The organism is Bordetella ansorpii (assembly GCF_900078705.1).
Lineage (GTDB): Bacteria > Pseudomonadota > Gammaproteobacteria > Burkholderiales > Burkholderiaceae_B > Bordetella > Bordetella ansorpii_A.
In genome coordinates, this window is the sequence record NZ_FKIF01000008.1 from 208,756 (window position 1) to 229,375 (window position 20,620).

Genomic DNA, 20,620 nt, shown 5'->3' on the forward strand with positions numbered 1-20,620 from the left:
TCATCCTGATGTGACCTTATACTGTGTTCGCCTCCCGGTGCGTGAAGATCGAGAGGCCGACCCAGGTCCTCCGGTGGGTCGGATGAAGAAGTGGAGCCCATCTCAGCCTCGTTGTGCGAGACAACCTTCTGGTCGTCAAACTCCTTTGGGTTTGCACCCAGGTCGCAAGGGGCAAACTACACCCCCGTCACATGCACACGCCAAACCCCTGACTTTATCGCCGTGGCGTCAGCCGCCACGGCTTCTCAGGACTCCTCGGAGTTACTGCGCGTTAAAGCTCTCCTGGGCAGTCAGTTGCGCCCGGTCGCCGGGATTCAGCGGGCCATTGGCCACTACCTGGATCGTCTTGTTAGGATCGTAGGCGACCTGCTGGCCAAGCCCCTGGACCCGGGGCCCTGACCGCGAGGTATCAGGCGGTGACGCGGCTGGTACTGCGCCGTCATCGCCAAAGCCCAAGATCTGCACGCTGATGATGGACGGCAGGTTCTGGCGGGCCGCGGCCTGGCTCTGGCGCATAACGTCTTGCGCGGCCGTGGCAGCGCTCGAGGCTGCCGCGCTTGCCGAGGTCAGCGCCCCGACGTTCACCGCAGCGATGACAGGTACGCCGGTGGCCTCTCCCTTGGCCTGGATGTTGGCCGCGTTGACGACTTGCAGGGCCGCGACGTTGACGCTACCCGAAGACCGAATCCCGGCTTCGCTCGCATCGATGATGCCTTCCGGTGCGATCAGATTGATGCCACCTGGCGGCACCTCCGGCACCGGGTCTTGGGTCGAAACACCCGCCCCGGTGGCTGGCACGCTGGGCGATTGTGACACATTGCCCATGCCGTCGTAGGCACGCAGCAGCGGCGTGTAGACCACTGTGCTCTTGGCACCGCGGCCGGCGTTGATATTGCCGTATTGCGACCAGGCCAGGATGTCGCCGCCGTAGGTGGTCATGATGCGCGACAGTCCCAGCAGGATGCTGTCGCTGGAGTACACCTGGATGTTGCCCGAGCCCTGGGTAATTAGGCCCGCAGGCGGGACGCCATTCGCAGTGGCTGGGGGTACGCTTTCTACGCCGATGGTCGTGCCGCCAGCGGGCGCTAGCACCTGGATGTCGCCGCCGCCCAAGGTGCGGATGGCGCCGTTGGTGGTCGTACCCTGGAACAGCGTCAGATTGCCGCCACGATCGATGGGCGCGTACATTTCCGCATAGCGCTGATCCTCCGAATCGCGCAGATTCGCAATGACAGCCGCTTTCTGCGTGGCGGACAAATCAGCGGCGGCCACGCCCAGCCGGACTGCCTCTTCACTGATGGCGATATCGGCAGCCAAGCTGGACTGAATCCGCGCCTGAATATCCGTGCCCGTGTCATAGGTTGGGAAGAGCATAGCGATGGCGGCGCGGCCGCGCAGATAGCTGCCCGTGCGCGGACTGCTGGCATCGTTGTACTCGCGCCCGCCTGCATTCAGTTCGGCGTAGTACAGGTTGCGCGCATACACGCGCTGCTGTTCGGCCGGCAGGCGGCGGAAGAAGGCCTGGGCTTGCGCTTCACGTTGGCGAGCCTGTTCCTGAGCAATGGCCGGGTCGGTGTCGGCGCCGGGCAGCGAAACCGCTTCGAAAACCAGCGGTGCGCCGTCGTCGGTGGCGCGCACGCCTGTGTTCGTGGCGAACCGCGTGCTTAGCCAATTGACCAGGCGAAGCTGACTGGTCTGCTGATACTCGTTGGTCAGATCGCGCCGGGCAAAGGCCGGATCGTTGGGGTTGGCGGCGTAGGCGGCGTTCAGCTCGGCTTGGCGTTGATCAAGGAAGGTCTGCGCCCCGGCCTCGTCGCCGGTGTAGCCGAAGTTTTCTCGCAACCAGTCGGCCAGCGTCAGCTCGCTGCCGTAGGTCATGACTACCTTGCCAGGCTGCCTGGCCAGCGCGATATCCGGGTCAGCCAGATTGGCTCCGTCCAAATAGTGCAAGGCGAACCCGGTGTAATCGACTGGGTGATCGCCCAGCCCCACACTGACCGCGATGCCTGCACCACCTGTTCGGTTCTCGCCTCCGTTGATCAAACCCAGGCTTTCTAGTTGAGCCGTGTCACCTTGGTAGAGGTGGCGTCCGGCACTGACTTCCAAGAGGCCGGGGCCGGCGATGCGTGCATTAGCGTACTGAATATCGCGCCCAGCCGAAATCATCGAGATATCCGTGCTGTGGTAGTTCAGAAACACTCCGCCAGCGTTGATAATATCGCGCCCTGCGCGCATACGCACCGGCTTGCCGATCATGTATAGAAGCTCATCAGCAGACTGCCAGAATGATCCCACCGAAACGCCGACAATATCCCCGCTATCTGCGTAGACCCGCACAGGAGTAGGATCATTGCCATAGAGCGAGCCTGAAGCAGTATTTGCACCGAACGCGAATAGATCGTTGCGTGCGCCCGTCTGTGTGTTGTCGACGAGGTCACTAAATCCATCGGGAGACCGACCGATGAAGGCGGGTCGGAACGGCGTCGGTATGGCGGTGGAGGCAGCTCCCGAAGGGTCTAGTCCAAAGCCTCCGCCGTATATGGAGCCACCTGCCAACAGGTTCATCCAGCCTACACCTTGAGCATTGGGAGCAAAAATCAAACGGTTGGCGCCGGTGCCGCCGGAGACCGTACCGTTGCGCGCATAGTAGATGTTCCCTTGTGCTGCGACCGCGTCGAAGCGCGATGGATAGTTCATCTCGAGAAGTGTCGTGTTACCGACAACGGTTCCCGCACCGGGGGCATAGTGTTGCATTGTGACTGGCGTGAGGTTCCCGCCAGCGGCGAAAAGGCTGACTGCTGTCGTACTTGTCCACAGCGAATACCAACTGATTCCGCCTCCGGCGTAGCTCTCGAACGGTAAGTAGTTGCTTTGGCTCAGTCGGCCAGGGTCGCCTACGCCGTCGATGACCAAATCTCCGCGGGAAAGAAGTGAGGTTGTTGCATCGCCCAGCATCACAACAGGTCCGCCACTAGGGCGGCCCAGACTGGGATATAGCGGATCGACTGCCCGCGCATCGGTAACATCCACGACGCCATAGAGCGGGTCTACCCGGCCGATGGCGCCTGCTTGCAGAGCCAGCGACCCGCGCAAGTTGGTGAAGACTCCGTTCAGGTCGCTGGGAATGCTGCTGTAGTTCAGGCGGCCCGGTTCCGTGCCGCTGGCTCGAACCCCCTCGTTGAGCGATCCTCCAACGGCCAAGCGCAAATCCCCCCCTCCGGTGAGAGTCAGTTTCCCATCGACCAATCGCCCAGTGCTACCAACCGCGACGACTAGACCGTCACTTTCGCGAGTGCCGGAACTGCTGAGCGACGTGATGTTCCCGGCATCGCCCTTCACGCGCAGATCGACGTTACCGCCGCCCAAAGTACCGAGACCGGTAAAACCTTCAACATTAAGCGCAGGTACGCCATTGAAATCCTGGCTGCTGACGTAAGTCCCGAAATTGATCCACCACGCAGTGTGCTGGCTGACGTTATTCCCGCCTTGGCGCCAGAGCCAGCTCGCTACATAGTTACTGGAGACCGTATTCACCGGAGCCGTCGTGATGCCGCCGGAGACAATGTCGCCAGTCATGTCACCCTGGACATTAACGGAGAGATTGCCGCCTTGCTCTGGATACCAAGCCGAATAATTGCTGCCAGTTACCAACCCTTCCCAGTCGGCATGTGAGGCGCTAAGAATCGACGTACTACTGATATCGGGGTTGTATCCGCGGGGGAGGTTGAAAGCATCCCGGCCTTGCATGTCGGCAATGGGAGCACCTTCCTTGTCGAGCAAGGGTGCCGATTGGGTGCCAGCGGTGTAAATGCCGTAAAGCGAATCCTGGCTGAACGAACCGCCAGCCTGGATATCCAGGTCACCCGTGCCAGTACGGATGACGCTAAAAATAGGATTCTGGGTTCCTGCAATGTAGTGTGCATCCGATAAAGTTATATTCCCTTTACCGGCTAGTTGCGCGGCAGTTTGCAGCGCACGGCGGTCGGCAGATGAGAGGTCGGCGCCCGCGCCGAGTCGAATATCCCAGGATAGCGACCCTGCGGCGAGCATAGGTGCGACAGCCCAGAGCTGCCGGCCCGTGTCCCCCTCAGTGAAGACAATGTTTGCGTTCGACGGATCGTTTGCCGTCAGGATGGTCCCGGCTTCGATTGTGATGCGGCCTTCGAGCATGCCCCAAATCGTGTCGCCTGGCCCATAAACGTTAGTTCCCCACGAGGCCTCTTCGATGACTCTCCCTTGTGTCACCACCGCATAGTCCCAAACGTCATTGCCCGGAAACACGTAGTAGTATCCCTCCCAACCATCGGGGGACACGTAATAAGGCGCGTCAAAGGTTATGTCAGCCGAAGCGGGAACCCCACCCGTCAATAGGATATTTTCACGGGCCCACCCTCGATCGTCTTCGGGCGTCGCTGGGGGCGGCGCGAAGCCATCGTTGATGCTGCCCTCGATATCGAGATCGCCCCCTGCGCGCAGAGATAGCGCACCGGGCTCGCCCGAGCCGCGCACGCCGGTCACATTCGGTCCATAGCGATAGCCCGACAGATCCAGGTCTTTTTCGACCCGGATGTCGCCGGTCTCGGTCGCACTGTTTATTTCGACACCAGGCCGCAGGTGGAGTGCGTTGCCATATACCGTCAGGCCGGCCAGCTTGCTCTGCAAACCCGCCGTCAACGTGCCTGCGGCTACGTCACCGCCATATGCAGCCCTGATGAAGGCCTGGCTATCTCGATGGATGCTGTCCAGGTAATCCTGGTCCACCACCTGGCCGTTGCTGTTCTCCGGGTCCGCTGGCGCGTTGTCGTAGCTGGCATACCCATAGACCGCAACACTGGCCGCACCACGCACATCCACCGGAGCGGGAACGTTGATATCCAGGTCGCCGCCCGTGGCGTTTCCTGGCCCGTCGCTGCCTGTTGCGCTGTCGCCGTTATTGCCCATGCGCGGCACATTCAAGGCGAGCGTGCTGCGGTTGCGGCCGTCGTGCTGGCCAGGACCGCTGCCGGCCGGGATATCGGTGCCGGCACGCAGGTCTATGATCGCGCCTTGCTGGATCGTCAACGTGCCCGTCCCGTCCGTGCCCGAGGTCAGATCAACGATGGCGCGATTGGGCGCGTCGATGATATAGCCATAGCTGTCCACGCGCAGTTCGCGGCCGTGCGCATCGAGTTGGGCGTTGCTCGTCAAGGTCAGGTTGTCGCGTGCCGCCAGACGTATCTCTCCAACGTGGCGGCCGCTTGCGTCGATCCGGCCATCTATCGTGAGGCTACCGCCATCGACCGCCACCATCACCCGGTGTGCCTGGATTTCATCGCCGATCGTCAGATCGCCTTCCTTGATGCGGAAGCTGCGCAAGCCGACCACGCCGCCGTCCGTCAGGCGACGGTTCAGGCCAGCAAAATCGTCGATGGCCCGGCCTGCCAATACGATGCCGCCTGCCTCGTAATCAACCTGGGAACCGCCCGCGTCGTAGTCTCCCGTGGCAGTACCCAGTATCGTGCCCGCCAGCGCAATGCGCCCAGCATCCTCGCCCAGGGCAGTCGCCGTCAAGCGGCCCGCCTGATTGTTCTGCGCCGACAGATCGATGGTCGAACCGGCAAGCTGACTGATATTGCCGCTGCTGCTTTCTAGGTTGACCTCGCCTCCCCAGCTATAGCGCCGCTCGTCTTGGATCTGGATCTCGCGCCCAGCCAGGTCCAGGTGCGTGTTGGCGTTCAGTTGCACGTTGCCGTCAGCGATCACGTCCAGCTTGCCGCTGGCCAGCGCAATCGTACCGTCCAGCGTGACGCTGGCACCCGATAGCTCTAGCGTGGCGCCAAGGGCATCGTGGCTGCCCGCCGACGCCCCTTCCGGCACGTTCAACGTCAATGCGTCGCCTGCCTTGAGGCGATTGATGGAGCCAGCCTCGCCGGTCAACAATGGCGTGATCAAGTTCAGGTTACCGCCGGTATATTGCTGCACGCCGTCGATCTCGCCATCTTCGGCGCGGTAGACCGAGAGGTCTCCTTCGCCGTTGGCCGTGATGCGGTCGGTAGCTTGCAGGTTCACGGTGGAAAAACCCAGCGCCAAGCGCTCCATATTCTGGTGCGGACTAGGCGTTACGCCCTCGGCATAGCCGAAGATGATTTGCCTTGCCTGCACATCTAGGGTGCCTGCGCCGGTGCCTGGACCATCTTCCAGGACTGGCCCGGCCGAGCGCCCGGCGACGCCATTCCAGACCAGCGTATCGGTCGAGATCGTAGCTACATCCTCATTCGTGCCATATCCGTAGATGGCCGGTGTGTTGAAGACTAGTTGACCAAGGCTGGATTTGCCTGTCTCGGGGTCAAGCGTGCTTAGGTCTACGGTGCCAAATAGATTGACCGAATCACGCACAGAAAATATCAATCGTTCCAGAGCAGGAGCGCGCATCTCTGGGTCGCCATTTAGCAACCGCGTCAGCAGCCCTTGCGATAAGCGCAATCCTTCGGGCAGCGCGCCGCGTGCGAGTGCATCAGCAAGGCTGTTCTCGCTTCCCAGGTTCAGGCCGCTTACCGCCATCGTCAGATTGCGTGTTCCGAAGCGTGTGGCTTCATCGATAACGACGTTGTTCGACGCGAAGACGATAGAGCCATCCGAATACAACTGTGCCGAGCCCGTACACCCGGTCGAGGTGCAGCCTCCCACCTCTATCCGTCCTGTGCCGGATCCGCCACCTAAAGGTAGATCCAGCCAGCCATTCGAGACCATGAGGATATTCGCGGCCCCAGTCACATCGGGGTTGTATTGGTAGCCATACGAAGAATCGTAGGGAGCCGCGCCATGATCCAGCGTATTGATGCTTGCTCCGTCCTCAACGTGAATGTTGCGGCTACCTCCCGTGATGAGCATGACTTCCGGTGCGGCTAGGGCGGTGCCTGATCGGACGGTGATATTCCCAGTTTGGGACATGGGCCGAAGCCGGGTATCCACACTAACGCCAGAATCCCCCGAGCTGTAGCCATATCCCGTCATCCACCCACCGATGGAAATTCGGTCCGCGCCAAGGGCGTTCAAATCTTCTGCTCGAACCGAAATGCCGGAGAATCCTGCAGTGGCATGCTGATCTACAATTTCTAAGGCAGCGGCGCCTGATGCCGCGCCTACAATAACCTGGCCGCCATATCCTGTTTCTGGACGATCAAAACGAACGCTACCCGAGAAGTCGAGTGCGGGCATCTCTTGCCCGGCCCCTGTCCTGAATCGGAACTCCAGCGCCTTGGCGTCATCCGGCAGCATCGGGCGTGGCGTGCCGGTACGTGCAGTGTCCGCAAGAATGAATTCCCGATAGCTGGTCTCGTTGTACTGTGCGTACTGGCGCAGCACCTCGCCCGAGGTGATCGTGATCTGGCGTGGCAGCACCTCAGCGATGCTGGAGTTTGCAATCCCCTTCGTGCCGGAGAGCGCCCAGGAGCCGTTGCGCAGAGCGATGGGGGGGGCTGCGCTCTTCGTTGTATTTCCCAATTCCACGCGATACGCACCGGGCAGTAGCGCATAATAGGCGGGCAACAAAGTATAGGTGCCAGCAGGTAGTCCCGGAATCCCGGAGCCGATGGTAATTTGTTCTCCAACCCGGGGTAAAGAGCCCGCGTAATCTGGATTTTGGTCGACGGGAGTTACTGGCGCATATGCGCCTTCGTAGCTAGGCACGATGGCATAGACGGGATGGTCTGAAAGCGCTGGTAGCGAGAACTTGCCGGTTGCGCCGTCGTACTTGACGAGGGCGTTAAATAAAGGATCCGTAGAACCGCCGCGACCGCTGATGAAGGCTGCGCCCGTGAGTTCCCCGCCTCCCGAGAGGTCCACTATTGCACCATCGTCGGCCATCACAGAGGTCCCCACCAATGAAATCCCCTGACGCAGCCCGCTGGTGGTCGTGTCGCCCGTTACCGCACCCGTTCCACCCACGCCGACGGCATCGATAGGCTCTCCGTTGTAGGTATAGCTGAGGTCATCAACCGTGCCACCGTAAGGGATAATAAGGCCCGCTGCGCTGACGGATGTCAAACTACCCGGCAGTAGCTGAATCGTTCGCGTTGCTTGACTATTGCCGAGCGCGATGCGGCCAAGCGGCGCGTACAAAGCGCCGCCTTGCTCGATCGTGGCAGCGTGCAACTCAAGCTCGCCGAATACTGATAATGGGGCGGACTCAACAATCTCTGTTCTGGAGATCCGCAGCACTCGTTCACTGTCATACGTATTGGTGGCCGTTATGCCTGCGGCGACCGCGCCGAGAGCATGCGACACCGGATAGATGCGTGCGGCTTGCAGCGCAATGTCGGACGGACTAATAAGCGCGCTGTGCCTTTGGTTGGCTATCGGATTCACCGATGAGTTGACTTGCTCGGAGGCTTGCAAGAAACGAATATCGCCACGGCTGCTCAGGACGACATCCTGAAAACCTCGGCGATCTATCGTTTCACTGCCCGCATTCAAGCTGATGGTGCTGGAGATGCCGAACCGAACCACGTTCTGGATGTCAATGAGATCGGCATCCACGGCGAATGTACCAGCGGCGGCTTGCCGCGAACTTCGCCATGTGTTGAGGGTCGCGTTGATAGATCCTGCTGCTGCATTGGTAGCGAGCGTGGTGCGACCGCTGAGCAATATGTGTGGCGCGTGTAGCCGAACGTTTGCTCTCTCCACCGTGTTTCCGATGGTGCCTTGGTAGAGACGAATACTTTGTCCGAGAGAAAGGTCGATATCGCCATCGAAAGTAATTAGATCGCGGGCGAATAGCGACAGATTGTCGAAACCGCCTGCTTGCACTTGATCGACACCTATTCGCGCGTAGCCATAGGAAAGCTCGGTGTCAGCAAGGGGCCTGGCCGAGTTACCGTCTTGCAAAGCCTGCTGTACAACTGTCAGTTCGGCGGGCTGGCGAAGGGCGTCTGATACGTTGTCTTCTATTCGGTATAGAGGAGCTTCTAGCGTAAGTGCCAGTGTGCCGCCAGCTGCGCCTTCGCCCCCTGCAGCAGCGCGTATCGTGCCGTTCAGGTAAAGGCCAGCGTTGGAACTCAAGGAGATGGTCCCTCCGTCGCTCGCCACGGTTGCGGTGCGACCCGTCGCTCCGACATTGCGACCAGCAGGAACAGTAATGGCCATCGAGCTTCCAGATGCATCCAGGGTGGCTCCTGCCTCTACGATGACGAAGGTGCCAATCCCTCCTTCCAAAACGATCTTGCCACCGCTACTCAGATCACCGTAGATGCTGCCAGTGGCGTCCACTGCGGTTGTGGCGTGGCCCGTGACATCCAGCACGGCTCCAGCGCTGACACGTATTGATCTCGCCGGCGCGACGGGCCAGGGGGTCGTAATCGGATCGGGGGCCGCGGTGGACGGACGAGCTTCGATCGAGCCGCCCAGTGCCCTCAATGTGCCGTTAATGTCAATGTTTTTGGCAGCACTTAGGGAAATGTCTTGGTACGGATCCACCTCTATCGTCGATCCCTCGCCAACGAGAATGTTTCCGTTTAGGGAGCGCAGTGCCAGACTTGCGCCGCCGCGTTGGCTCAGTAGGCTTGCGGTCGGGTCTTCGAGGAAAACCGGTGGAAGCCATTCAGCAAGTGCGTGGTCGGGATGTGCACCCGTCGGGACCTCCGACGCAATTGCAGCTCGATGCAACACAGGGGCGGCTACATGAACCGTGGCATTGCTTGCCACGGCTACGCCACGCTCGCCGGAAATAATGTATTGGGAGAAACCGCGCTGAAAGAGATCGGTGTCAAGAACCAGTGCAGCTTGCACAGCGACAGAATGTGAAAGGCGTGCCCCAGCTTGGATGACCGTACCAGCGGCGAAATGTGAGTCTTCCGTTGCGATCGCGCCAGCCTTCAGCACTGTCGTGGTCGGGGCGATGGGAATGCCGTTCGGGAAGGCATCTCCCGGAACGATATAGTTGGGGGGGAAGTTTGCGGGGTTATCAATCCCAACGATCGTGGAACCGGCGGGGATAACGGGCGTAGAGCCAATACGGATCAAAACTCTTGTGCCGTCGTCGAGAACCACGCGATAACCGGTGCCAGGTAGTGCTGGCGGAGGAGTCCAGTTGACATCCAGGGTAATTCCATTGCCCGGGGAGAGGTTCCAACGACCGTCTACGGTTTCGCCAGGCATGGCGTGGGTCTTCGTGAATGAGTAGTCAGCAGGCAGGATCTCTCCGGCGGGAATGATGAAGTCTTCTAGCACTTTCATGTCCGTCAGCGCGACTTCGCCGACCTGCAGAATGCCGTCTTCAGCCAGAAGCTCACCACCGATGCTCACTGGCGTACCAGCTTCGATTTGAAGCGTGCCGCTGCCATTAATGCCATAGCCGCGGAGATCTCCCCCCAGCGTCAAGGTCTCGCGCGAGAGCAAGGTAACATTGCCGCCACGACCGCCAACGATGTTTCCTTCCGATGTCAGGGCGGCGCCGGAAGATACGTCGATCACACTACCTTCACCCAGTGTCACCGGCCCAGTGCTGCGGATCGATACGGAGCCTCCATCGACGAATGGCAAACCACGGCGATCAGTGGGGTCAAGGAATAGATTGCTCCAAGTCCCTCGCACATCCAGTGTGGCGCCTGGAGCAAGATTGACGCCCACCACGGTGGCCGGGTCCGAAGGTAGGACGGAATTGGCCTCCGTTACGTAGTTTCCAAGTTGGATCGAGCCGCTACGCGCTACAAGATCGGCATTGACGTCCACTTGGGGTGCACGCAGGGCGATCTCGCCGCCAAGGTCAGTTTCCAACGAATGATCGATGCGAATGGTTTCTTTGGCCCCAATTAGGATGCCGCCCAGCTGCATATTGCTCACGGCTTCGCTATCCAGAAGGATGGTGCCGCTGCGTTCCTCTGGTAGCGGTGCGGCCAGAGTCAGACTGTCGGCAAGAGCTTCCACGTCTCCCTGGATGGCCACGTGATTGGTGACGGGCGTGAAGTCGACTCCCAGCGCAGTACCGGGAATCCGGTTCGGGTTGTACTGGCCGAGGATCAACTGCGCACGGCGCGCAACGGCGGTTTGGGATTGGCTATAACCATCCAGGCCGGCCTGCGGGGCATTGACCTGACGATCGCCCTGAAAGGTGTCACTGATGAGACTGCCTTCCAGTACGGCTGAGGCGGTGCCGATGACGAGACGTCCAGCGTCGCGACCGACGGTGTAGCCCGATTCGAACCGACGGTTAGGTGCGATCAGCGGGTTGTAGAAGCGGCGGGTGGCACTTTCTCCCCATCGGGCAGAGGTCACCTCGTAGCCGTTGTACAGGCCGGTGTAGAGAATATCGCCTGGGGCGCGCGAAACCTCATAGAGGCGGCCATTTGCCGCACGTACCCAAGTTTGCCGAATGTAGCCATCCTGCACATCCATCGTGCCGCCCGACAGATTGATCCGAGAGCCTGTCTGGGTCACGACGTCCTGGCCAGTGAAGTTGACGGTTCCGCCGGAGGCGAGCCATTCGCCCACGGAATGGCCCGTAGTGCCCACGTACCCGCTCACTTCCAGCAACCCGCCCGCGGTGTACCAGCGGTCTGTCTCATAGCCGTTCGTGCCGGCGGGCACGAAGACCAGCGTCCGCCGATCCACCCAAATGTCGCTATTGTTCAGGCTGCCGCTATCCCGGTTGACCGGCGCATCGCGTTGCTCATTGCCTTGAACGTTGACTTGAATGTTGTTCGACTCCATCGCCACGCGGACGCCGACCGCGCCGGACACGTCTAGGTCTGCTCCGTCGCGGACCAGGGAGCGTTGGCCGGCGTGTACAGCGATTTGGCCGCCAGTGGCCAAGGTCATGGAGTCGCCTTGGAAATCGACGGTGCCCCCTGTGACGATTTCGATGCGTGATAGGTTGGGCTGATCACCCATGCGACCGATATTGTCAAAGGCGCGGCCCAGCGCGGTCTCGGGGCCATTCAGGTTGGCGGTGTTCTCGCTCAACTCGTCGTATTGCGAGTCGTAGGCAGAAGCGGCGTTCTCGTCGATGAGTACTGCCGTCGTGCTGTTGGCGGAGAGCGTGACGCTTCCATTGGTATCGCTCGCCGAATTCAACAGGTGAATGCTGCCGCGTGCATTCACGTCACTGGTGGCAACCGCGACACCTTGCTGGGTGATACGCTGGCCCGTGAGTGTCACATCACCAGTGCGGGCCAACAGCAGACCGGAGTTCGACACCGCCCCGGCAAGGCTATCTGTGTTGATACGCGCGGCGACTTCGTTGCCTCGCGTGGTCGATTGCTGGTTCTCGTCGGAGCCTCGCCCGCGTCGGATCACAAAGCTGTCGCCTGCGGCGAGCAGGGCTTGACCGCTGGGCGTTTCGATGATGCCCGCGTTATGGACTTCACGCCCGAGCATTAGTACATAACCGCCACCGCGGGTGGCCGAGTTCGGCGTTTGGGTCGCGATTTGTGCGCCTGCCTCTACCGTCACATCTCCAGTGGCCTTGTCGCTCGCGCCACCGGACGTGATGTTATTGCCGAAGCTCGGCATGTAAGTACGGGAGCCGGTCGAGCCGTTGGTGTCGCTGTAGATGCCTTTGGCGAACTGCTCGTCGGTCATGCCGACCGCCGCAGCGACCAAGTTGCGCACGTTCACCTGGCTGCTGCCGCTGAACACCACACCGTTCTGGTTCACCACCATCACGGTGCCATCACCCTTGATGGCACCCTGGATCTGGCTTGGCCGCGTGTCAGCACCGACCACTCGGTTTAGGACGGCGTCACCGGAATTCTGCTGAAACTCAACGGTAGTGTTTCGGCCGACATTGAATGTGTTCCAGTTGAGCACCGCTCGGCTGGCGGTCTGCTCGATGCTGACCGTATGCTTGCCGTCATGCTGGTTTGCGACGGGTCGTTTTGCGCCGGTCCACGCTAGGTCGTTCCCCCCGGCGTCTTTGTCCCATAGACCGCCTGGGGTGTGGCCGTCGGCGACATCAGAGGGCACAATGCCTTGCGCGGCTTCACGCGCCGCACGCTGCGCGGCCTGGGCCGCAGCAATGGCATTCGCGGTACGTCCCAGGTTGTCGACAGATCGCTGTAGCTGCTGCCTTGCAGCCTGCTGCTGGCGGACGGACGGTGGCAAGCCGACTTGTGGTCGAGGTCCGTTTGCCCGCGCACTTTTGCCTGCTCCACTTGCGGCAAACCAGGCGGCCCCACCCGGACTTGCCGCATAGACGTTGGGCGCCGAGATAAACAAGAGGGAGAGGGCGCTGGCCAGCGGTACGAGTCGCAGTGCTTCGCGGGCAGAGCGCCGCGAATTGTTGATTCTGGTTCTATCTTTGGCTGCGCTGTGCGAGATCATGTGCCCACTCTCAAATAGTTTGTTCGAAGTATTAAAAGAAAGGTCTTGGCCGCTCGCTTCCCCGACTGCGCGAACGCCAAGACGTTGTATTGAACCGAACTGATTGTTAAGAAACTATGGCTTCTATCTGACAAACAAGCGCCGCCCCGCGTGATGAGCGCAGGGCGGCGGAACTACTTGCTACATCGTCATGGTTTGGCTACTGAGGCCGTGCTGAATTAACCGCGGCCAGCAACGCTGTTGCAGTAGGCCGGGCCGTTACCGATTTGCAACTGGCCACCCAGCAAGCTGCCGTTGATGAAACGGTTGCGGATGCCCGTCACCAGGGTCGGGGGCAGCGGCACGAGGCCGTGAGCTTCGATCTGGTCGATGTTGTCGTAGTGCGCATCCAGGTAGTTGCGCACGGCTGCTTCCACCGCGTTGGGGTTGCTACCCGTGCGGGCGCCGACATAGCACTGGCTGACCAGGATATTGGTCGTGCCGACGATCGGGTAGCCGGCTGCCGGGCTGGGAACGGTCGTGACCCAAGCGGCGGGGTTGGCCGGGTTGGTGGCCGTGCCGAAGTTGCCCGCGAGATGGTTGTACTGGGGAGCGCCGCTGGGAACGGGCAGGTTGCCGAGGGCGGCGGTCACCGATTCGGTGGATGCCTCGATGGCGGTGGCGTTCGGGTCGGTGATGTTCGGATTGAACAGCGGTACTGCCACGGCGTGAGGGGCAGGGAAATAGTCCGGGTCCGGGCTCAGGTAGGCGATGGCCTCGGGCGTACCATCAGCCGGGTCCGTGTCGGCGTCATCCAGAGCGGCGGTAACGCCACCGCTACCTTGCACGCCCACGAAACGCGCGGGCAATGCGGGTTCGCCGGCACCTCCGAATTCGTTGGCGAACACACCCAGGCCCTCGAAGGTGACGCCGCCGGTCTCAGCGGTGGTGCAGTTGGCGGCCAGGAACTGCGTGAGCAGGGTGGTCGTGCCGCTCGACTCGGTGCGGTAGATCACCTTGATCGGGGTGGCAGGCAGCGAGGAGTCGACAGCTTGCCACGTCGCCAGGGCGCCGCTGAAGATGCCGCACAGCTGCGACTTGTTCAGCTCCAGGCCCGGCACGCTGTTCGTCACCGACTTCGCGTAGATCAGCACGGGCGTGCCGGCCAGCGGTACTTGGATGAAGCGGCCGTGGCCCGTGGACGGGTTGGCCAAGTTGCCCAGGCCGCTGGTGCCGTAGTACGTGGTCACTTCGCTTTGCGGCACGTTGGCATCGCTGACGCCGAAATGGACCGTCACAGCCGGTTGGCCGGGGTAGTGGAGCGCCGAGTTGTTTTGGTAGAAACCGTTACGGCCGCCGCCACTGCCGACGCCGCCGTAGCGCCACGTATCGGAGTCGCTGGTGATCTTGAAGGCGGGGTCACCGGAAATGCCGAACTCTTCTTCGAGCAGGGGTTGCGGCAGAGTGGCGCCGCCACCGTTGACGTTGACCGCGTGAGCGGCGATGCTGGTCGCGCCCAGGCTGGCGAACAGCAGAGCGCCGACCAGGCGCTTGAGTTTGAATTGCGTTTGCATGATGAAATTACCTCGTCCAAGTTAAGGGAACTTCTGAATTGCAGCGGGGGTCAGATGGGTATCTGGGTGATCCCGCACCATCAGCGTTGATGGCAGGGACAGTTTGCCCAGCCAAGACGGCATTCAGGTTACGGAAAGTCTGGACATCGATAATCGAGGTGCAATTTCGGGCCGCAATTTTGATGACTGGAGTATGACGTGCTCATGTCATAGAACGAGCTGGTTCATTTCCATGATGGGCAGCATCACGGCCAGCACGATAGTGAGCACCAACCCGCCCATAATCACTGTCATCAAGGGCTCGAGCAGGGCGGTCATCGCCATCGCCCGGCGTTCGAGATTTTTCGACAGTGTGTCCGCCGCCTGATCGAGCATCAGGGGCAACTCCCCCGTTTTCTCGCCGCTGGCCACCAGCCGGCAAAGCAGCGACGGGAAATATTTCTGTGCTTTGAGCGCCGCGCCCAGGCTCGTGCCACCCTCGACCTGGCCGGCTGCCTCCAGCACGCAGGCACGCAACCGCTGGTTGCCCAGGGTCTGGCGCGCCGCCTCCAGCGCGCGCATCAACGGCACACCCGCATCGGTCAAGATCGCCAGCGTCGACGCAAAACGCGCAGTGTTGACTTCCAGGATGAAGCGGCCCATCAAGGGCAGGTGCAGCAGACGGCTGTCCCAGGCCAGGCGCACCGCACTATCACGCAGCCGCCAGCGCCAGTACCCGAATCCCGCGGCGAGCGTGAGCGCCGTCAGCCAACCCCAGTTGCGCACGAAGTCGCTGGCCATCAGCATCACCTGCGTGAGCATGGGCAGATCCCGCTTCGCTTGCGAGAACGCGCCAATGACCTGGGGAACCACATAGGTCAGCAGGAAAATCACGATGCACACCGATATCACCGCGACCACCGCAGGGTAGATGAAAGCGGTCAAGACCTTGGCCCGCAGCACGTCGCGCGACTCGATGTAGTCGGCCAGGCGCCGCATCACCTGGGCCAGATCGCCCGAACTCTCGCCGGCGGCCACCAGCGCCCGATAGACCTCGGGATAGTCCCGTGGCCGGCGTGCCATCGCATCGGCCAGGCGCATGCCGCCGCGCACATCTGCCCGAACTGCGGACAAGCTCTCGGCAATATGTTTCTTCTCGGCCTGCTCGACGACACCGGTCAGCGCTTCCTCCAACGGCAGGCGTCCGGTCAATAGACTCGACAACTGGCGGGTCGCCCAGGCCAGTTCGCTGTCCTTGAGCTTGGGCGCAAAGAGGCTTGCCCCGGCCGCGCCCGCCGAGCCTTGCGCCTCGGCCACTTCCAGCACAGCCAAGCCGCGCCCGCGCAACTGCGCGCGCGCCGATCGGGGGCTATCGGCGTCGAGCTGCCCGCGCACGATCTTGCCCGCTCCATCAGCCGCTCGGTAGCGAAAATGCGCCATGTGCTTCAGTCCTCGCCCGTCACGCGCACCAGTTCTTCCAGCGACGTGACTCCGCTGTCGACCCAGCGCTGGCCGTCCTGGTACATCGTGCGCAGCCCCGCCTTGATGGCGGCCGCGCGTAGCGCCTGCTCGGAGACTTGTTCGTGGATCAGCGCCTGAACCCCCGCATCCACCGTGAACAGTTCATGCACGCCGGTGCGCTTGCGATAGCCCTGGTTATCGCATTCCGCGCAGCCCACCGGCTCATAGACGACACGGCCAGTGGGCAGCGTCACCTGTCGGCGGCACACCGGACACAGGCAACGGATCAGGCGCTGCCCCAGCACGCCCAACAAGGTCGAAGCCAGCAGAAACGGCTGCACGCCCATGTCGATGAGCCGGGTGACCGCAGCGACCGAATCATTGGTGTGCAGCGTGGCCAGCACCAAGTGCCCGGTCAAGGAGGCCTGCACTGCTATCTGCGCGGTCTCCAAGTCGCGGATCTCGCCGATCATGATGACATCCGGGTCCTGGCGCAGAATGGATCGAAGCGCCTCGGCAAATGTCAGACCGATTTCGCTGTTCACCTGGATCTGGCTGATGCCAGGCAGGTCGTATTCCACCGGATCTTCCACCGTCATGATCTTGTTGGTGGCAGCGTCCAACTGGCCCAGCGCCGCGTACAGCGTGGTCGTTTTGCCGCTGCCGGTCGGCCCTGTGACCAGAACGATGCCGTGCGGCATATGCACCATCGCGTCCAGGCGCGTGAGTAGCGTCGGGTCCATGCCCAGCCGTTCCAGCTTCAAGCGACCGGCTTCTTTGTCCAGCAGGCGCAGCACCGCGCATTCGCCATGTCCAGTGGGTACGGTCGAGACCCGGATGTCGATCGGGCGCCCGCCCACACGCAGTGCGATACGCCCGTCTTGCGGCAAGCGTTTTTCGGCAATGTCCAGGTGCGCCATGATCTTGATGCGCGAGATCAAGGCCGCGTGTAGCGCTTTGCGCGGCCGCACCACCTCACGCAACGTGCCATCCACGCGGTAGCGCACCACCGAATGCACCTCGTAGGGCTCGATATGGATGTCGCTGGCCCCCTCACGCGCGGCCTGGGTAAAGAGCGCATTCATCATGCGGATTACCGGCGCATCGTCCTGCGCGTCCAGCAGGTCCGTCACCTCCGGCACATCCTGCATCAGCCGGTCCAGATCCACATCGTTCTGCGCCTCGCCAACCACCGATGCCGCGTCGTTGGTCTCGGCATACGCGCTCGCCAACAGCCCTTCGAGTTCCTGGTCGTCGATTTCTCGCACGTTCGTGGCCTCTGGCCGAATCGGGCGGCGCAAGGCCTCGGTGATGGCCCAGCCCGGCGTCTGCGGACTGATCAGCAGCTCGGGCCGGTTCTGCTCGTCCCAGCGCAGTAGGAGACGGTTGGCGCGTGCCCACGCATACGGCAGCGGCCGGCGTGTCGATGCCGAATCCTCGGCGCTCGCGTCGTCGGCGGTAGGGGAGTTGATGATGACGTCGCTCATGGCCCGACCACCAACTCCGGCTGATAACCCAGCTCGCGCAACACCTGCACCGCGTTGTCGACGGCGCGCGGATCGCGAGGTACGTCCACGCGAACCACGTAGCCCATGCCGCCCGGACCGGTCAGGCTGTACGCCTTCAAGCCGCTGATGCGCGTGCGCTGCACGGCCTGCTCGGCTTCCTGCTCGGTGCGGGCCTCGGTAAATTGCAGAATATTGGTATTGCCTTCCGGTCTGCCGTACAACGCGGCCGGATCGCCTGATACGGTCAGGCCGGCCGGCAGGCGCGTGCGCACCGGCTGCGGCGCCTCTTCGCCGCCGCTGTTGACCAGCCCCGGACGAAACGTGCTGGAATTCGTGCTCTCCGGTCCGGGCTGGCTCAGCGTCTCGGCCGCGGCCTCGGGGCGCAAGTCGTAGGTCTGGCGGTCCCGCGTCGATTGCAGGCCGATCGGCGGCAGCACGGGCGAACCCATATCCGGTAACGCCCAGTTCTCGGGCGGCTGCACGCGGCCCTGGGCGCGTCGCATGTAGTCGTAGCGGCTGGCAGTCAGGCCCCGGCCATCCTGCGCATTGCGCACCACGTAGGGTCGCAGAAACACCATCAAGTTGGTCTTGACGCGGCTGCGCCGGTCATAGCGAAACAAGGCGCCCAGCCCTGGGATCGAGCCCAGGATCGGCACGGCATCGCGCGTGGTCTGCACACTGTCTTCGAGCAAGCCGCCCAGCACCATGATCTGCCCATCGTCGAGCAGCACGGACGTGTCGATGGCTCGCTTGTTGGTCACCACGCCGCCCAGGCTGGCCGAGGCGACGTCGTCCAGCGTACTGACCTCCTGGTAGATGTCCAGCTTGACCGTGCCGCCTTCCGATATCTGCGGGCGAATATTGAGCTTCAAGCCCACGTCTTCCCGCTCCACGGTCTGGAACGGATTGTTGCTGCCCCCGCCGCCATCGGTGATGTACTGGCCGCTGACAAAGGGCAGCGTGCGCCCGACCATGATGCTGGCCGCCTCATTGTCTAGCGTCAGCAGGTTCGGCGTGGACAGGATGTTCACGCCGCTGCGCGATTGCAGTGCGCGAGCCAGCAGTTCGATATTCAACACCTCGCCCACACCTGGCAGGTTCACCGTGCCGTTGATCAGACCCACGCTCAGACCACCTGGCGCGGCATCGAGCGTGGTCCTGGCGCTGGCGTTGATGCCCGACCCCAAAGAAGATCGGTTACCCGCGAACCAGCGGCCATTGCCGGTCATCCACTGGATGCCGAGTTCGGCCGCGTCATCCTCATTGACTTCGACGATCAGGCTCTCGACCAGTACCTGCGCGCGGCGCTGATCCAGCATGTCGATGACCTTGCGCAGGCTGCGGTAGATCGGCTCCGGGCCGGAGATGATGAGCGCATTGGTGGTCGCGTCGGCCTGCACAGTCATGCCGCCGGCCGCGAAGCCCTGCAGCGGCCCGGACCCGTTCAGGTTCGAGCTGGTGCCCGTGCCCGCTCCGGTGGCGCCCTGGCCGGCAGCGCCGCGCAGGCTGCTACCCAGCCCCGATGTGGTGTTGCCACTGGTATTGCGCGTGCTGTTGGTGCCGCTCGATGTGCTGTTCGTGTTCGATCCGTTGTTCGTTCCTGACTGCATGCCGCCCGCGCCCAGCGCCGCGCGCACAGCGGCATCGGCCCCGCTCGCCTGGCCCGAACTGCCTGGGTCCCCCGTGAGCACGCCGCGCAGCACCTCCGCCAGATAGGAGGCCTGCGCATTGCGCAAATACACCACATGCATGGTGTCCGGGTCGGCCTGCGCCTCATCCAGTTGCAGCACCAGGTCGCGCGCCAGCTTCGCGCGCGCCGGACTGGTGGCACGGATCACCACATTGTTGGCGCGCGGGTCGGCCACGATGATGATGCGCTGGGTGCCTTCGCCGCCTTGGGCCTGGGCGTCGAGCAGTTGATTGGCCACATCGGCAATGTCCACGGCAATACCCTGGCGCAGCCGCACGACCGCCGTGCTCAATGAGGTGGGAGTGTCGATGCTGGCGATGATGCGCCCGATACGCTCCACGTTGTCCGCATAGTCCGTCACGACCAGGCTGTTGCTGCCGGCCGACGCGGTGATCGGGTTGTTGGTCGCGATCATAGGGCGCAGCACCGGGACCAGTTCGGCTGCGTTCTCGTAGCTCAAGCGAAAGGTCCGCGTGACGATCTCGCCCCCCGCGCGCGCCGGCTCGCTATCCCGGCCGGCACCTGGGCCGGCCGCGCTGCTCTGTACCGGCCCGCCTTGCAGCTTGGCGTCCGCCTCGGGCACGACGCGCGTGCCGCCGGCCACGTCCACCGCCGCAAAGCCTGCCATGCGCAAGGAGGCCAGCAGCATGTCATACGCCGTGCCAGCCGAGACGCGGCCCTCGGACACCAGCGTCAATTGGCCCTTGACTCGCGGGTCGACCAGGAAGTTGCGTTTGGTGAACCCGGCCATGACCCGCAAGACCGCAGGAATGTCCGCATCCACGAAATTCAACAGCACCTGCTCGCCCTCATCTTCCTGAGCGCGTGTGCTATCGCGACGGGGCGTCGGCGCGGCCGTGCGGGGCTGGACCGCAGGCTCGGTGCGCACGCGCGGCGGCGCCTCGCTGCGGGCGGGCCGGGAGGGCGCAGTCTCCCGGCGCTCGGGCACATCGCTGACGGGCTGCGCCTGAGCGCTTGTCAGCACGCGCGGCCCGGCACTGCGTTGCAGATCGGCCACCGGATCGTCCGCGGCCTGTCTCGGTCCCGGTTCAGGCGGCGCGGCGCAGCCAGCCAGCGCTGCCATTACCAGCAGGTGCAGCATTTTGATGCGGCCACAACGGCGCGCAGAGAAC

General features: G+C 62.5%; 5 protein-coding genes. All 5 read right to left on the reverse strand.

Features of this window, described 5'->3' with window-relative positions; all coding sequences use genetic code 11:
• Positions 1–261 precede the first annotated feature (261 nt).
• Positions 262–13,296 (reverse strand): filamentous haemagglutinin family protein, encoded by a 13,035-nt coding sequence (locus A6745_RS21545; RefSeq protein WP_082853219.1) that lies wholly within the window; start codon positions 13,294–13,296, stop codon positions 262–264.
• A gap of 218 nt (positions 13,297–13,514) precedes the next feature.
• Positions 13,515–14,849 carry a substrate-binding domain-containing protein gene (locus A6745_RS21550; protein ID WP_066131818.1) on the reverse strand — a complete coding sequence of 445 codons (1,335 nt, stop codon included), beginning with the start codon at positions 14,847–14,849 and terminating at the stop codon, positions 13,515–13,517.
• Between the two features lie 207 nt (positions 14,850–15,056).
• Entirely contained in the window at positions 15,057–16,268 is a 1,212-nt protein-coding gene (gene gspF, locus A6745_RS21555; protein WP_066131822.1) for a type II secretion system inner membrane protein GspF, read from the reverse strand.
• Positions 16,269–16,273: 5 nt separating this feature from the next.
• The gene (gene gspE / locus A6745_RS21560) at positions 16,274–17,776 is read right to left on the reverse strand and encodes a type II secretion system ATPase GspE (protein WP_082853220.1); all 1,503 of its coding nucleotides are present in this window, start codon (positions 17,774–17,776) and stop codon (positions 16,274–16,276) included.
• The gene (gene gspD, locus A6745_RS21565) at positions 17,773–20,589 is read right to left on the reverse strand and encodes a type II secretion system secretin GspD (protein ID WP_231886069.1); all 2,817 of its coding nucleotides are present in this window, start codon (positions 20,587–20,589) and stop codon (positions 17,773–17,775) included. The genes gspE and gspD overlap by 4 nt, the downstream gene beginning before the upstream one ends.
• Positions 20,590–20,620 lie beyond the last annotated feature (31 nt).

Excerpts from the sequence above, each read along its gene's own strand:
- gspD (WP_231886069.1), bottom strand. The coding sequence starts at position 20,589 with ATGCTGCACCTGCTGGTAATGGCAGCGCTGGCTGGCTGCGCCGCGCCG.
- gspF (WP_066131822.1), bottom strand. The coding sequence starts at position 16,268 with ATGGCGCATTTTCGCTACCGAGCGGCTGATGGAGCGGGCAAGATCGTG.
- gspE (WP_082853220.1), bottom strand. The coding sequence starts at position 17,776 with ATGAGCGACGTCATCATCAACTCCCCTACCGCCGACGACGCGAGCGCC.
- A6745_RS21550 (WP_066131818.1), bottom strand. The coding sequence starts at position 14,849 with ATGCAAACGCAATTCAAACTCAAGCGCCTGGTCGGCGCTCTGCTGTTC.
- A6745_RS21545 (WP_082853219.1), bottom strand. The coding sequence starts at position 13,296 with ATGATCTCGCACAGCGCAGCCAAAGATAGAACCAGAATCAACAATTCG.